The 14,311-nt window shown below is 54.1% G+C and carries 14 protein-coding genes; 11 read left to right on the plus strand and 3 right to left on the minus strand.

The window, feature by feature from the left end; all coding sequences use genetic code 11:
- Positions 1-65: 65 nt before the first annotated feature.
- Entirely contained in the window at positions 66-1,154 is a 1,089-nt protein-coding gene (locus AC2TEM_RS15865; RefSeq protein WP_170402506.1) for a type 2 periplasmic-binding domain-containing protein, read from the minus strand.
- Between the two features lie 139 nt (positions 1,155-1,293).
- On the opposite strand from AC2TEM_RS15865, the gene AC2TEM_RS15870 reads away from it, so the two are divergent.
- The 9 genes from AC2TEM_RS15870 (at position 1,294) to AC2TEM_RS15910 (ending at position 10,994) form a co-directional block, all read left to right on the plus strand.
- Positions 1,294-1,962: a response regulator transcription factor gene (locus AC2TEM_RS15870; RefSeq protein ID WP_170424968.1), complete on the plus strand. Its 669-nt coding sequence runs from the start codon at positions 1,294-1,296 to the stop codon at positions 1,960-1,962.
- A 53-nt stretch (positions 1,963-2,015) separates the two neighbouring features.
- A complete protein-coding gene (locus tag AC2TEM_RS15875) occupies positions 2,016-3,326 on the plus strand; it encodes a sensor histidine kinase (protein ID WP_480856302.1) in 1,311 nt (436 codons plus the stop codon).
- 190 nt (positions 3,327-3,516) lie between these two features.
- The gene (locus AC2TEM_RS15880; protein WP_170424965.1) at positions 3,517-4,638 is read left to right on the plus strand and encodes a ring-hydroxylating oxygenase subunit alpha; all 1,122 of its coding nucleotides are present in this window, start codon (positions 3,517-3,519) and stop codon (positions 4,636-4,638) included.
- Positions 4,635-6,161 (plus strand): choline-sulfatase, encoded by a 1,527-nt coding sequence (gene betC / locus AC2TEM_RS15885; protein ID WP_170424962.1) that lies wholly within the window; start codon positions 4,635-4,637, stop codon positions 6,159-6,161. The genes AC2TEM_RS15880 and betC overlap by 4 nt, the downstream gene beginning before the upstream one ends.
- Positions 6,162-6,193: 32 nt before the next feature.
- Positions 6,194-6,961, plus strand: a complete 768-nt coding sequence (locus AC2TEM_RS15890) for an SDR family NAD(P)-dependent oxidoreductase (RefSeq protein ID WP_255612000.1) — start codon at positions 6,194-6,196, stop codon at positions 6,959-6,961.
- Positions 6,961-7,893: a 3,5-dioxohexanoate:acetyl-CoA acetone transferase gene (gene kce, locus AC2TEM_RS15895; RefSeq protein WP_170395496.1), complete on the plus strand. Its 933-nt coding sequence runs from the start codon at positions 6,961-6,963 to the stop codon at positions 7,891-7,893. The genes AC2TEM_RS15890 and kce overlap by 1 nt, the downstream gene beginning before the upstream one ends.
- 10 nt (positions 7,894-7,903) lie before the next feature.
- Entirely contained in the window at positions 7,904-9,322 is a 1,419-nt protein-coding gene (locus tag AC2TEM_RS15900; protein WP_170424955.1) for a gamma-aminobutyraldehyde dehydrogenase, read from the plus strand.
- A complete protein-coding gene (locus AC2TEM_RS15905; RefSeq protein ID WP_170424952.1) occupies positions 9,322-10,062 on the plus strand; it encodes an SDR family oxidoreductase in 741 nt (246 codons plus the stop codon). Before AC2TEM_RS15900 ends, AC2TEM_RS15905 begins: the two co-directional genes overlap by 1 nt.
- The gene (locus tag AC2TEM_RS15910; protein WP_170424949.1) at positions 10,062-10,994 is read left to right on the plus strand and encodes a 3-hydroxyacyl-CoA dehydrogenase NAD-binding domain-containing protein; all 933 of its coding nucleotides are present in this window, start codon (positions 10,062-10,064) and stop codon (positions 10,992-10,994) included. The genes AC2TEM_RS15905 and AC2TEM_RS15910 overlap by 1 nt, the downstream gene beginning before the upstream one ends.
- Here the strand turns inward: AC2TEM_RS15910 and AC2TEM_RS15915 are convergent.
- The gene (locus tag AC2TEM_RS15915; RefSeq protein ID WP_170424946.1) at positions 10,972-12,003 is read right to left on the minus strand and encodes a GlxA family transcriptional regulator; all 1,032 of its coding nucleotides are present in this window, start codon (positions 12,001-12,003) and stop codon (positions 10,972-10,974) included. The two genes, AC2TEM_RS15910 and AC2TEM_RS15915, sit on opposite strands and share 23 nt — an antisense overlap.
- Positions 12,004-12,170: 167 nt before the next feature.
- Between AC2TEM_RS15915 and AC2TEM_RS15920 the strand changes: the two genes are divergently transcribed.
- Complete coding sequence (locus AC2TEM_RS15920) at positions 12,171-12,500, plus strand: hypothetical protein (RefSeq protein WP_170424943.1); 330 nt, start codon at positions 12,171-12,173, stop codon at positions 12,498-12,500.
- A gap of 89 nt (positions 12,501-12,589) precedes the next feature.
- On the opposite strand, the gene AC2TEM_RS15925 is transcribed toward AC2TEM_RS15920, so the two are convergent.
- On the minus strand, positions 12,590-13,534 hold the full coding sequence (locus AC2TEM_RS15925; protein WP_170424940.1) for an alpha/beta hydrolase: 945 nt from the start codon (positions 13,532-13,534) through the stop codon (positions 12,590-12,592).
- Between the two features lie 118 nt (positions 13,535-13,652).
- Between AC2TEM_RS15925 and AC2TEM_RS15930 the strand changes: the two genes are divergently transcribed.
- Positions 13,653-14,243: a TetR/AcrR family transcriptional regulator gene (locus tag AC2TEM_RS15930; RefSeq protein WP_170424937.1), complete on the plus strand. Its 591-nt coding sequence runs from the start codon at positions 13,653-13,655 to the stop codon at positions 14,241-14,243.
- Positions 14,244-14,311 lie beyond the last annotated feature (68 nt).

Below are 14,311 nucleotides of genomic sequence, written 5' to 3' on the forward strand. Positions count from 1 at the left end.
ATATACTGTCTTGTGTTTGAAAAAGCGCGCACCCGACATTGGGGTGCGCGCTGTGGTGTGTGGGTTTAGTTCAGCTCGACACCGTAGGCTTCTTTGAGCCAGTTCAGAACGTAGCCTTTGGCATTGTCGTCGACGTTTGTCGCGGTTTGCAGCGCCGCCTTGGAACCGTCGCCCACAAATACCGGGTACTTACCGACGCGTTTGGACGAAATATCAGCAAAGTCGCCGCGCTCGGTCACAGCCTGAAACGCTGCGGTGTAGGCGTCGACCACTTCCTGTGGTGTATCACCAGGCAGAAAAGCCAACTTCTGAACCGGGAAACCCGCGACAAAGAACGCTTTCCAAGCGTCCCACGCCTCGCCACTGGTTTCACAACCATCCGTTGCCTCGCAAACCTCTTTGAAGGTTGGAATATCAGGGAAGGTCGGGTCGCGGACGATATTTCCATCGGCATCCAGCGCCCCCCAGGTCATCATCGGCACAGCCTGACCGGCCTCAACCAGCGGGGCGGATCCACCCAAATAGCCGGATGAGGTCTGATAGTCGATGTTAGCTTCGCCACGTTCGAACATCAGACGACCATCGCCACGGCCTTTGATGCCGAAGACTGGCTCAACGTTCATACCCAGCATTTGCCATGCCAACAGCGGCACGAGATCCAGACGCGTTGCGCCCTGCGAGCCGTAGATGAAGTTCGTGTCTTTCAACGCATTTGCGGAGCCATCAAACTTGGCACCATCTTCTGCGTTCAAATAGGCGACACCACCCGTCCCGGACGCCATAACCGGGATCCAGTCGTTGTATTCATAACGCACGCGCGGATCGCTCAGCAGATAAGGGAATTGAGTTGAACCGGAAGTGCCGAACAACAAGGTTCCATCATCGTGGCTTTGTTCCTGGAACCAGTTTGCGCCTTTGGTCGAACCAGCACCCGGCATGAATTTCACGACCACGGTCGGTTGACCCGGAAGAGCTTCGGACAGAAGCGGCGCAAAGAAGTTGGCCCATTTCGCCGAACCACCCGTTTCCGAGAACGGGATGACCCATTCGATGGTCTTGCCCGAGAAATCAACCTCGGCAGCGGCAGGTGCGGCGATACCGGCGGCGGCGATCAGCCCCACGACGGCGCGACGGGTGAAGTTGGAAATGGTCATTGGTTCCTCCCTGTTGACCAGACAATCACGTCATCGCCCCCGGCGCTACCGTGATCGCAAATAGAACTGTGGGGTTGATTCCCCCTCCCATCTGGCAATCATGGAGCGCCAACCTTGCGCGAAACTTGCGGGAGACCTAATGCGGATCGTCATAGTCGAGGACAATGAGCCACTCGCCAATGCCATTGCTTATCGCCTTCGTGACCGAGGTCATGCGGCGGATATACTGACTGACGGAGATGCGGCCGACCTGTACCTTCAACAAGAAGGCGCGGATTTGATCGTTTTGGATATCAACCTACCCGGCCGGTCAGGGTTGGACATCCTGAGATCGCTTCGCGAACGTGGTGACAGTGCGCCCGTGATCCTGCTAACAGCGCGCACCGAAACAAGCGACCGGGTGACCGGTTTGGATATGGGCGCAGATGACTATCTGGTCAAACCCTTCGAAATGGACGAGTTAGAAGCACGCGTCCGAGCGCTTTCTCGGCGCAAAGAGCTTGACTACGGAGCGCGGGAGAGCATCGGTAGCCTGGAATTCGACCGTGCATCGCGTCAGGTTAGTGTTCAGGGCGAAGTCATGGATATACCACGGCGGGAAATAGCGGTGCTTGAATGCCTGTTGGAGCGTCGGGGCAGAATTGTTCCTAAAAGCCAACTCACAGATTATGTCTATGGCGTTGGGGCCGATGTCGATGACTCAGCTGTTGAACCTCATGTGTCGCGGTTACGAAAACGCCTTCAGAATCTCGGCATTAAGATCAAGACAGCGCGCGGTCTGGGGTACCTTCTTGAGGTGCAGAAGTGATCAGGCACGGCTCCCTCAGGCTACGACTCTTCATTCTTATCCTGACGCCCTTGGTGTTGCTTGCGATCCTTCTTGGGCTTTGGCGCTTCATGATTGCCCAGGAAACGGCTCAGGAGCTGTTTGACGACAGCCTGCTATCTGCCGGTCTTGCAATTTCACGAGATGTCGCGATTTCAGGAGGTGACGCACTTTCGCCCACCACGCGCAGCTTGATCCGCGACGCGTCGGGCGGAGAGATCTTTTATCATGTTACGGGCCCGGGTGGCATCTACGTGACCGGCTATGCATACCCTCCGGCACCCGCGAACCCGTCTGCTCAAGAGGCGAACAGGCCGCAGTTTTTCGAAGCACTCTATCGCGACGAGCCGGTACGAGTTCTTAAGCTGACAGAACGTGTGACCATAGAAAATTTGATAGGAGATGCGACGGTCACAGTTTGGCAACGTATGGCGGATCGCAACGCGTTTGCAAATGAGCTGTCAATCCGCGCAGGAATTCTCATGGGAATCCTACTTGCCACTCTGGCATTTGTGGTATGGTTCGGAGTTGCTCGCGGGCTGCGGCCCCTCCTGGATTTACAGGACGCAATCGACCTGCGCTCACCAGATGACCTGAGTGAGATCAAACGCCCGGTACCGATCGAGGTTCAAGGTGTCGTCAAAACCTTGAATCGACTCTTTGGACAGGTGGAAAAAAGTATCAATGCCCATCAGGTGTTCATATCCGAAGCGGCACATCAGCTACGTAACCCTGCGGCCGCCGTTCAATCGATGGCCGAAGCGCTTCGAGATGCGAAAACCGATGAAGACCGCGATAAACGCATCATCGAGCTTGTCGTAGCGGCAAAGAACTCAGCAACTGTCGCTGAACAACTGCTATCACTTGAACGGCTCAGGCAACCGACGCACCAAGATCAAATGGTTGAAATTGATTTCCGCTCGGTTGTCGAAGAAGCCTGCGCAGAAATGGGAGTTCACATTCTTGCAAAAGGCATCGAGTTTGATGTCACGATGCCAGAGACGGCGGTCACAGTATCAGGTGATCAGGTGTTTCTAACTGAAGCTCTAAAGAACCTGTTAGACAATGCTGTTAAGCACGGTGGCGCTAAACTGAGCCGCATTTCAGTCGTGCTGCGTTCTGACGGCGGAAACGTTTGGCTTACTGTCGCTGATGACGGCGCTGGCCTTTCGCCCGACCAAAGCGAAGCTGCATTTAGTCGGTTCTCCCAGTTGGAATATTCCGAAGGCAGTGGCCTGGGTTTGTCAATCGTCTCTGCGGTTGCCCAGCGCCACGAAGGATCAGTCTTAATCAACCAGGTCGAAAGAGGAGCGAGCGTTACGCTTGAGCTTCCGATAATCCTTTGAATTGTTTCGTTTTTGACAAGTCCGACACGTATAAGGGTTGAATTGCTCCTCGACTAAATCCGGCGCTCGAGAGATTGAAACAGAGTCCCCTCAGGTCAAATAACTGTCGAAGATGATCAAACTAGCGGCCGATTAAGCATATCCCCGAATCTCACTTGAAATAGGTTTAAGTTTAACGGGAGAGGGCAGCATGACCGATTCAGAAACAATTTCCTTGGGCTATCACGTCGATCCATCACGCTCTAGCTCGTTACAGGCTGCGGCATACACACAGGACAAGTGGTTTGACGCAGACCTTCGCTCCATCCTCTCCAAAACTTGGCAATGGGTGTGTCATGTCGAGAAAACACGAGAGCCGGGGTCCTTTGTAACGGTGGATGTTGCCGGTCAACCTATTGCGGTTGTGCGCGACAAAGAGGGTAAGCTTCGCGCCTTTTACAACGTATGCAAACACCGTGCTCATGAACTGCTATCAGGCGAAGGCAATACCACACGGATTATGTGCCCCTATCATGCCTGGGTCTATAAACTTGACGGGCAATTGGCGCGTGCGCCACATACTGAAAACCTCGAAGACTTCAACAAGGATGAGATTTGTCTCGATGCTGTACAGGTTGAAGAATTCTGCGGTTTTGTTTTTGTCAATTTGGATCCGACGGCTGCCTCTTTGTCAGAGCAATCCGGAAACCTAGAAACCGAGGTGCGCCATTGGGCACCGGATGTGGATCAACTCACTTTTGGCCACCGTCTGACCTACGACATCAAGTCGAATTGGAAGAACGTCGTGGACAATTTCCTTGAGTGCTATCATTGCCCTACGGCCCATAAGGATTTTTGTGACCTCGTGGATATGGATACCTACAAGGTTACGACCTACGGCATTTACTCAAGCCATATGGCTGACGCAGGCAACAGTCCAAATACCGCCTATGACGTCTCGAACGCCACGGTAAAAACCCACGCGGTTTGGTGGCTCTATCCTACCACTTGCCTGATGCGATATCCGGGACGGTCCAGCATGATCGTGTTGAACATTATCCCTGTTGGGCCAGATCGGACGCTTGAAACTTACGACTTCTTCCTTGAGACGCCGGAACCTGACGCGATGGAGCTGGATGCAATTCGCTATCTGGACGAGGTACTTCAGGTCGAAGATATCAGCCTCGTCGAAAGCGTGCAGCGCGGGATGAAAACGCCTGCGTTCACACAAGGTCGGATCGTCAATGACCCGGATGGGTCTGGCAAGTCCGAGCACGCCGTTCATCACTTCCATGGCTTGGTCTTGGACGCTTACGCAAGAGGTGCCACGTGACGCGGCCAAACATCCTTGTGGTCATGGCGGACCAATTGGCTCCGCATTTCACAGGGGCGTACGGGCATAAGGTCGCCAAGACGCCACATCTTGACGCGTTGGCCGCGCGCGGCATGCGCTTCGATGCAGCTTACTGCAATTCCCCTCTCTGTGCGCCTTCACGGTTTTCCTTTATGTCGGGTCAGCACATCAGTCGCATCGCAGCTTACGACAATGCATCCGAGTTCAAGGCTTCGGTGCCGACATTTGCGCATTATCTGAAATCGCTGGGCTATCGTACATGTTTGGCAGGCAAGATGCATTTTGTCGGGCCGGATCAGATGCATGGATTTGAGGATCGTGTGACAACCGACATCTATCCTGCTGATTTTGCGTGGACCCCGGATTGGGAGGCCCCGGACGAGCGGATCGACAAGTGGTATCACAATATGCAAACGGTCAAGGAAAGCGGCGTTGCCCACGCTACCTTCCAGATCGACTATGACGACGAAGTTGGCTTTGCCGCCAATCGCTGGCTCTTCGATGTTGCCCGAGACAAAGCACGTGGGAACGATGCGCCCTTTGCGATGGTGGTGAGCTTCATTCACCCGCATGATCCTTACGTTGCGCGGCCCGAATGGTGGAACCTGTATACAGATGATGAAATTGACTTGCCCGCGTTTGTGCCCGCGTTGGAGGATCAAGACCCCTTTTCACGACGTTTATTGGATGGGATCGAAGCGTCTTATGTGCCACTGACCGAGGAAGAAATCCTGCGCGCGCGCCATGCCTACTTGGCAAACGTCAGTTACTTCGACAGCAAAATCGGAGAGCTGGTTCAAACCCTCGAAGAAACGGGCGAGTTGGACAGCACCATTGTGATTGTCACAGCCGACCATGGCGACATGCTGGGTGAACGTGGGCTGTGGTACAAAATGAACTTCTTCGAGCACTCAGCACGAATTCCATTGGTCATGGCCGGACCAGGCATCGCTGTTGGGGCCGCTCAAAATGCAGTGTCACTGGTTGATCTATTGCCGACATTTATCGACATCGGTGGCGGTGATGAGACGATGATCGGAGAGCCGATCGACGGTCGTAGCCTTATGCCTCTGGCTCGGGGTGAAGAAGATCCAGTTGATGAGGCGATCGGAGAATATTGTGCCGAGATGACGGGCTATCCTGTGATCATGATCCGGCGCGGGCCCTTAAAATATATTCATTGTGATAGCGACCCACCGCAGCTCTATGACCTGAGTGCTGACCCGATGGAAACGAAGAATTTAGCTTCGGACCCAAGCTACTCCGACGCGAAAACTCGTTTTGCAGCCGAAGTCGCCGAACGGTGGGACGGCAGTGCTTTGCGAAAGAAGATAATCGCCACGCAAAAATCGCGCCGTGCATTACATGCCGCGATGGAGGCCGGTGCCAGCGAGCCTTGGGACTACAACCCGCCGTCCGATGCAAGTCAGCAGTATGTACGTAACAATATGGATTGGACAGTGGCTGCACGCCGCTACCGCTATCCGCCATTGAAGGATTGAAACCAATGATGCTGAACGGAAAAGTTGCTCTCGTGACTGGTGCCCGCGGTGGAATCGGGCGCGCGATTGTCGCTCGGTTTCTAAGAGAAGGCGCAACGGTATTTGCCGCTGACCTCACACCGGAAGGGTCGTTAGATCAACACGACGATGATGGCAGTCATTTTGTTAAGCTGGATGTGACTCAAGAAGCAGACTCGGTTGCGGCGATGGATCATGTGCGCGCCGCACACGGAAAGTTGGACATCCTAGTGAACGCGGCGGGGATCGAGATCGAAAAAACGGTTGAAGAGACCACGTTGGAGGAATGGAATCAAAGCTTTGCGGTTAATTCCACGGGCACGTTCCTGACCTCGAAATACGCCCTCCCCCTAATGCGCGAAGCGGCGAAGACAGGGAATAGCGCTAGCCTTATCAATTTTGGCTCCTACGACGGGTTCATCGCAGATCCAGGGCTTGCGGCCTATTGCGCGACCAAGGGTGCAGTTCACGCTTTGACCCGCGCAATGGCTTGCGATCATGGCCCAGAAGGTATCCGGGTGAATGCCATCTGCCCTGGCTATATCGACACTCCAATGCTGCAGAGCTTCTTCAACGGCGATGGATCCGGCGGAGGAGGTGGCAACATTGAAACGCTGCAAAAGGCCGTGCGCGATGTTCATCCGATGCGGACCTACGGGACGCCCGAGGATATTGCAAATCTGGTCAACTGGCTTGCCTCGGACGAGGCGCGCTATGCCTCTGGCCAGTTGTGGGTTCTGGACGGGGGGCTGTCTGCACAAGTGCAGCAGATGAAGCTCTGATGCCCAAGCCAGTCATTATCACTTGCGCGCCGACCGGAGGCATCCATACGCCGTCAATGTCACCGCATCTGCCGATTACACCGGCAGAGATTGCGACGGCCAGTATTGAGGCGGCCCAGGCAGGGGCATCAATCATTCACCTGCACGCACGGCACCCGGAGACAGGAAAACCCGATCCCCGACCTGAGCTGTTCAAGCAGTTTCTACCCGTAATCAAGCAGTCCACCGATGTTGTGATGAATGTCTCGACCGGCGGCGGCTTGGGGATGTCGATGGATGAGCGGCTGCTGGCGGCGACATCTACCAGCCCAGAGATGGCATCGCTCAACATGGGATCCATGAACTTTGGTATCTTTCCGATGCTGCAGAAATACACCGAGTTTCAGCACGACTGGGAACGGCCATTTTTGGAGATGACGGAAGACTTTATCTTTCCCAACACTTTCAAAACAATTCGTTACGCCATCGAAAAACTTGGTGGAGATCACGGCACCAAGTTCGAGTTCGAATGCTATGATCTTGGACATCTCTACAACGTCAAATGGTTCGTGGATCAGGGCCTGATCAAACCGCCATTTTTCATTCAGATGGTATTTGGCATCTTGGGTGGCGTTGGCGCAGATGCCGACCATCTGACCCACATGCACAACACAGCCGATAAGCTGTTCGGAGCAGAGAATTACGAATGGTCGGTCCTTGCCGCTGGTCGTCACCAAATGCCATTTGCGACCCAAAGCGCCATGCGGGGCGGTAACCTGCGTGTCGGTCTCGAAGACAGCCTGTTCATCGGCAAGGGTGAGTTGGCAAAATCTAACGCGGAACAGGTCACGCGCATCCGATCAATCGTTGAAAACCTTGGCCTTACGGTCGCGACGCCAGCAGAAGCGCGCATGCGGCTCGCACTAAAAGGCGGCGATCAGGTTGGCTTCTGAGGAGACGCATATGCAGACGAACATGTTGATCAACGGTGAAATGGTTGAAGGCACCGGCGATGCCTTGAACATCCTGAACCCTGCAACAGGAGAGGTTATTGGTACCGCAAAAGAAGCCAGCGATGCACAGATCGAGGCGGCGGTGCGCGGCTCAGCAGAGGCATTTGAGACCTTTTCGGTTACGACCCCTGCAGAACGCGCTACAATCTTGCTTCAGATAGCTGATGTTATCGAGGCGAACAGCCATGAGTTGGCAGAACTTGAGAGCCTAGATGTGGGAAAACCCTGGCCATCGGCTCATGATGATGAAATGCCGCTTACGATTGATGTCTTTCGCTTTTTCGCCGGGGCTGCGCGCACCATGATGGGGTCTGCCTCTGGAGAGTATGTCGCGGGTCATACGTCGATGATCCGGCGCGACCCCATTGGCCCTGTCGCCGCCATCGCCCCTTGGAACTACCCGCTGATGATGGCGTCCTGGAAGATTGCTGCACCAATTGCGGCAGGATGTTCGGTGGTGTTGAAACCGTCCGAGATCACGCCGCTATCTACTCTGCGACTTGCAGAACTGTTACAAGATGTTCTGCCAAAAGGCGTGCTAAACGTGATCCATGGTCGCGGGCCCGGCGTGGGGAATACCCTGATGAACAGCCCACAGGTGGAAGGGATCAGTGTTACGGGTTCTCCGGCGACAGGCATGGCTGCAATGCGGGCTGCTTCCCAGAAAATTAAACACGTTCATCTGGAATTGGGCGGCAAGGCGCCAGTCATTGTCTTTGATGATGCTGATCTCGATGCTGTGGCCGAGACGATCCGATATGGCAGCTACTTCAATGCCGGTCAGGACTGCGCACAGCCTTGCCGCGTGATGGTTGCAGACAGAGTTTACGACAAACTTGTGGCCGCGATTGCCGATCAGGTTGGCCAGATCCAGATCGGTGCACCGAAAGCTCAAGGAACGGAAATGGGCCCGCTTGTCTCTGCGACACAGCGGGATCGTGTAGCGGGTTTTGTGGATCGCGCACGCAGCAGCTCTGAAATCGTTTCCGGTGGGGCGTCTGGCGAAGAAGACGGCTTTTTCTACCAGCCGACAGTCATCGCCAATGTCGACAACACTGCAGAGATTGCCTGCAATGAGGTTTTTGGACCCGTTGTAACTGTCTCTCGGTTTTCTGAGGCAGAAGATGCGTTGAAGATCGCCAACACCGGAGCTTACGGTTTGGCCTCTTCGGTCTGGACACGAGATGTTGGGAGAGCAATGCAAATGACGTCCAAGTTGCGCTATGGATTCACCTGGGTAAACACGCATGGGGTTGCGACCCCCGAGATGCCATGGGCCGCGATGAAGGGCTCGGGCACGGGCAGCGATATGTCGGTCTATGCGCTGGATGCTTACACCGCAGTCCGTCACGTTATGGTGGCACACTGATGCGGTTAGCTGAGAAACGCGCCTTTGTTACAGGCGGCAAACAGGGCATTGGTCGCGGCATCGTTGAGGCCTTCGCAGCCGAAGGTGCGGCTGTCGCCACCTGCGGGCGCGGCCCTCAACCAGATGATCTACCTGATCAAGTAACCTGGTACACGCTGGATGTATCCAATCCCGAAGCGGTTGCACGTACTGCCCGAACAATCGGCCTGGTAGATATCCTGGTAAACAACGCCGGCGTTCAGGTCGAAAAAACAGTGACCGAAAGCACAGACGCGGATTGGGATTTGGTGATGGGAGTAAACGCACGAGGCGTTTTTAACTGTTGCCGCGCCTTTATTCCGAAAATGTCTCAGGGTGGTTCGATCATCAACATTGGTTCTATCTCGGGCAATGCCGCTGACCCATCGATGGCGCTCTACAATGCTTCAAAAGCGTTTGTGCATGGGCTTACACGCTCTATCGCGGTGGACCATGGACCTGCGGTGCGCTGCAATGCAATCTGCCCGGGATGGATTGAGACGGGCATGCTGGACGCAGCATTCGAACTCGCCCATGACCCGGAAAAGGCTAGAACAGACGCGCTGGCACGCCATGCGGTCAAACGCTTTGGTAAGCCCGCAGACATTGCTGCGATGGCTGTTTGGCTAGCTTCTGACGAGTCGTCTTTTGCGACTGGCCAACTGTTCACTGTAGACGGTGGTATGACTGCGGCCTCCCCCCTGAATCCGGGACTGTTCTGATGTCGGAAATCGAAAGAACCGCCATTCTCGGAGCCGGTGTCATCGGGGCAAGCTGGGCAGCGCTGTTCCTCGCGTCGGGTCGCAGTGTGACCGTATTTGATCCCGATCCGAACGCTGAGGCATCCGTCCGTAAATACATTGAAATGGCGTGGCCTGCGTTGGAAGAATTGGGCCAAGTTGGCCACGCCACCCGAGATGCGATCACCTTTGCACCGACCGCAGCTGAGGCCGTGCGAAACGCGCAGTTCATTCAGGAGAATGTGCCCGAGCGGTTGCCGATCAAACATTCCACCTATGCGGAAGTTGAGCCAGAGTTGAGCGCTGATGCAATAGTTTCAAGCTCAACATCCGGCCTAACACTCGAGGCTCTCCAACAGGGATGGCGCGATCCGAGTAAGCTCATCTTAGGTCATCCGTTCAACCCGCCACATCTCATTCCGCTGGTCGAGTTGACGGCGAACGACGCCACCGGTTCAGATGTTCTGAACCGAACAGAGACGTTCTACGAAGACCTGGGCAAAGTCACGATCCGGATCAAGAAGGGCATGCCCGGACACGTCGCAAACCGCTTACAAGCTGCAGTATGGCGCGAGGCCGTCCATATGGCGATTGAAGGCGTTGCCAGTGTCGAAGACATCGATAAAGCGATGTGGGCCGGCCCCGGATTGCGGTGGGCCGCGATGGGTCCGACGACGCTTTTCCACCTGGGTGCAGGCGACGGCGGTCTGCGGGCCTTCTGTGACCATTTCAAGGATACATTCAATGGCTGGTGGGACGACCTGGGCAACCCTCGTCTTGATGAGGATGTCATCAATAAACTGGTCGATGGCATTAACGATCAAACTCAGGGGCAAAGTACCGAAGAGTTATCAGCGCAACGCGACAAGATGCTTACCGCGATGCAAAAAGCTACCCAACACCTTCGGACTTAATATCAGGCTTGAACATTGGCCAAGCGCGGAACTCGAATGGAGTACGGCCTTCAATACGGTCTGCAGTTGGTGTGAGGCCAAAACGGCTTCGATATGCCCGGCTGAAATGAACTTGCCCGTTAAATCCTGATGCTTCTGCAATCTCGCTGAATTTCAACTCTGTTTGGGTTACTAGTCCACGCGCGCGATCAAGGCGTATGTCACGGTAGTACTCGATCGGCGACTTCTGGACATATTGCTGAAACAATCTGCTAAGTTGTCGTTGCGAAATCTTCAACCTCGCTGATATTTCAGGGATCGACAAAGTGGCTTCCAAATGTGCCTCCATCAAGTCGATCGCGTCCCTTACCACCCCAGAGGTGACATACCCCAGTGGCTCCACGTCTTTGGGGTTCTGTGATTGGCCCTCACCGCGTACATTGTGATGAAAAAGATATCGCGCAGATGCATTGGCGATACTCTCACCATCGACAGAGTGCACAAACCGCAAACCCAGATCAGTCGCTGCGGAACCCCCGCAACAAGTGAACATCTTTCCATCCATAACAATCATGTTCTCTGACACTGTGGTATCATGGGCCATTTCAGCAAAGGCATCGATGTGCTCATAGTGTACCGTCGCTGTCTTGCCTTTAAGCAGTCCAGCAGCCGCAAGAACAATCGCACCAGTATCCAAGCCGCCAACGATTGCTCCGCACGCCTCCCACTTCTGAAGGGCCACCTTAAACTGAGATGTTCCGTGACGTTCAGGTGACCAACTTGTACTCACCAGAACCAGCCAGGGCTTGCGCCCCGTCACGGCCGCCAATGGGGCAGTATCAACGACTAGGCCGCTACTAGACTCAACTGGTCCACCGAGGTCCGAGACATAGGTCCAAGAAAATCGAGCCGAACCTGTCAGGTAATTGGCTATTCTGAAAGGATCCACGAAAGACGTAGTCGCCGAAACATTGAAATGCGGACTCACCAGGACAACGATATCTAGCTTGCGATCAATTGGATGGATCATGGCCGATTCTGTAAAATGGAGTCCAAAATTGTCAATTGTGTTTCGCAGGAGTGCAAAAGTTACCAATTCACGGGCTCAGTGTCGTGATGCACACCATGACGGAATGCCTCAAATACATTGATGACGTGAAAGCGTTTGCTTGCACGCAACCCGCGTCCATCAATGTCATGTCAAAGGTATCGATGGACGCGATGGGGCTGGCTGCGTTTCATAACGTTCTGGCCGAAGAGATTGAAAAGATTAGAGGCTTGCCCTTGGACAAAATGACCCCTCATCTTCACGCCAAAAACGTCACCATGCCGACATACACTTTGCAGAATAAGGATGATGTCTGGACGATCCCCGAAGACTTTCAGACCACTTATGATCTGATCCCGGGCGAAGACAAGAAGCTACACTGGATTGAAAGCGGCGATACGCGACGCTTCATTGGATACAATTTCTTCGATGAACATCCTGAAACAATGATCGAGTTTTTCGACAAGTACATGCAGTGACGTCAAGGTTCTTTCGGAACCGGCCAAGCGATCCCGAAATTCATCATTCAAAATGGCAGAGGTCACGTAGTGACCTCTGCCTTATCAGTTTATCTGCCAAAGAACTCGGCAACTGCATCGGTCGACGCTTTCACAGCCTCCGGCTTGTAGTAAAAGTCCACGTGGCTGAATTCATCGAAAGCCAACTCCTCATGTTCATTCGTCAACTTCGCGACAAATTGGGTGGAGCACGGCGCTGTAAAGGCCGTGCTGCTGTAAATTGTCAGGGACGGCTGCACGATCTTATCGGCATAAGCCTCTCCAATGGAAATCAGAGACTGCATGCCCTGATCGCCGATATGCATGTTGGTATAGGTCGGAACCGCAACCGGGCCTTTGACTCCATCGCGCCCGTAGTAGTCATAGGATTCTCCGGCCATCGGGTTGACACCCGATCCAACAAATTCTTCTCGGGTTTGCTCATCATTCAGCCCAAATGGTGCGACATAATCCGGCTCGCCGGTTTCATACATCTTCTGCATCGAGGCGTTCGAGGCCGCGATTTGCTGATTAACCATGTTGCGGTCGGTCCACTGGAAAGCGTCCGCGGCCATCATGCCGGAAACCATGGCAATCTTCTTGATCCGGTGATCGGTCACGGCGGCGGATGCGATGATCGAGCCGCCTTGGCAAACACCCAGACCGTAAATCTCGTCAACGAACGGCAGAGTGCCGAGGTAAGACACGGCGTCCCAGGTGTTTTCGATCAGCCGGAACATGTAGCGGGATTGCTTGTACTCTCCGGGCAGTGCAGGGGACGAGCCCATGCCGAGGTAATCGAAACCGAGGTAAATGAAGCCCCGTGCTGCCATTTCCGGCCCGTAAGTAGCCGGGATCTGATCTTTGACCTGAGGGAACGGGCTGGCCCCCACGATGGCCTTGTAGGTCTTGGTCTCATCAAAGCCTTCGGGCAGGTAGAGATCGCCCGCCAAATCCACGCCAAAGGATTTGAAGGTGGCTTCGTTTTTACCCGCTGTGAGATTTTGGGTCGTCATGGTCTTGGTCCTTTCGGGATCAGGCAGCATTGCGCCTTGCTAAAGTAAATCGTTGTGTTTACTTATGGTGGCAAGCAGTGTTTTGTAAACACTTCTTTTTACTTTTGGAGCTGAATTCGTGAAACGCACTGAAAAGAAACGTAAAGATATCATCGATGCGGCCATCGATGAGTTCAAAGAGCAGGGGTTTCTGGGGGCAAAGACCACTTCAATCGCGAAAAAAGCGAACGTATCGAGTCGCACGCTCTACAATCACTTCGAGAGCAAGGAGGCTCTCTTTGAGGCGATCTCACAGATCATGCTGGAGCAGAACCGGAGCATGGAGCCAGTGCCTTATGATCCGGATCGAGAATTCGTTGAGCAACTGAAGAACGCCTTGTGGCGCTACATTGGGGTGATCACCGATGAGACCGCCATCGGATTGAACCGGATGGTCATCTCAGAATTGATCCGTGACCTTGACCGTTCCCGGCAATTCTTCACTGAAACAGCAACACATGATTACCCAATAACGAGGCTAATCAGCGAAGCCATGGATGCAGGCGTGATCCGAAAGGCTGATCCGGTTCTTGCGACCAACCAGCTTCTGGCGCTTGTAAAAAACTTCTTCTTCTGGCCAGAGTTCTTCCTTGGCGAGAACCCGACGCACAAAGATGTATTGGACGATTGCGTCGCGATGTTTCTGGCACACTACAAAGCAGACGTTTGATCGGTCATCACCGAAACAGATCTTGGATGGCGGGTTCTTGCACCCACCGGGTGAATGACGGCATAGTA

It is taken from the genome of Ruegeria sp. HKCCD3925 (genome assembly GCF_057221175.1).

Bases quoted from the DNA above. Each gene is read 5' to 3' on its own strand.
- AC2TEM_RS15865 (WP_170402506.1), bottom strand. From the start codon at position 1,154: ATGACCATTTCCAACTTCACCCGTCGCGCCGTCGTGGGGCTGATCGCC.
- AC2TEM_RS15870 (WP_170424968.1), top strand. From the start codon at position 1,294: ATGCGGATCGTCATAGTCGAGGACAATGAGCCACTCGCCAATGCCATT.
- AC2TEM_RS15880 (WP_170424965.1), top strand. From the start codon at position 3,517: ATGACCGATTCAGAAACAATTTCCTTGGGCTATCACGTCGATCCATCA.
- kce (WP_170395496.1), top strand. From the start codon at position 6,961: ATGCCCAAGCCAGTCATTATCACTTGCGCGCCGACCGGAGGCATCCAT.
- AC2TEM_RS15900 (WP_170424955.1), top strand. From the start codon at position 7,904: ATGCAGACGAACATGTTGATCAACGGTGAAATGGTTGAAGGCACCGGC.
- AC2TEM_RS15905 (WP_170424952.1), top strand. From the start codon at position 9,322: ATGCGGTTAGCTGAGAAACGCGCCTTTGTTACAGGCGGCAAACAGGGC.
- AC2TEM_RS15910 (WP_170424949.1), top strand. From the start codon at position 10,062: ATGTCGGAAATCGAAAGAACCGCCATTCTCGGAGCCGGTGTCATCGGG.
- AC2TEM_RS15915 (WP_170424946.1), bottom strand. From the start codon at position 12,003: ATGATCCATCCAATTGATCGCAAGCTAGATATCGTTGTCCTGGTGAGT.
- AC2TEM_RS15920 (WP_170424943.1), top strand. From the start codon at position 12,171: ATGTCAAAGGTATCGATGGACGCGATGGGGCTGGCTGCGTTTCATAAC.
- AC2TEM_RS15925 (WP_170424940.1), bottom strand. From the start codon at position 13,534: ATGACGACCCAAAATCTCACAGCGGGTAAAAACGAAGCCACCTTCAAA.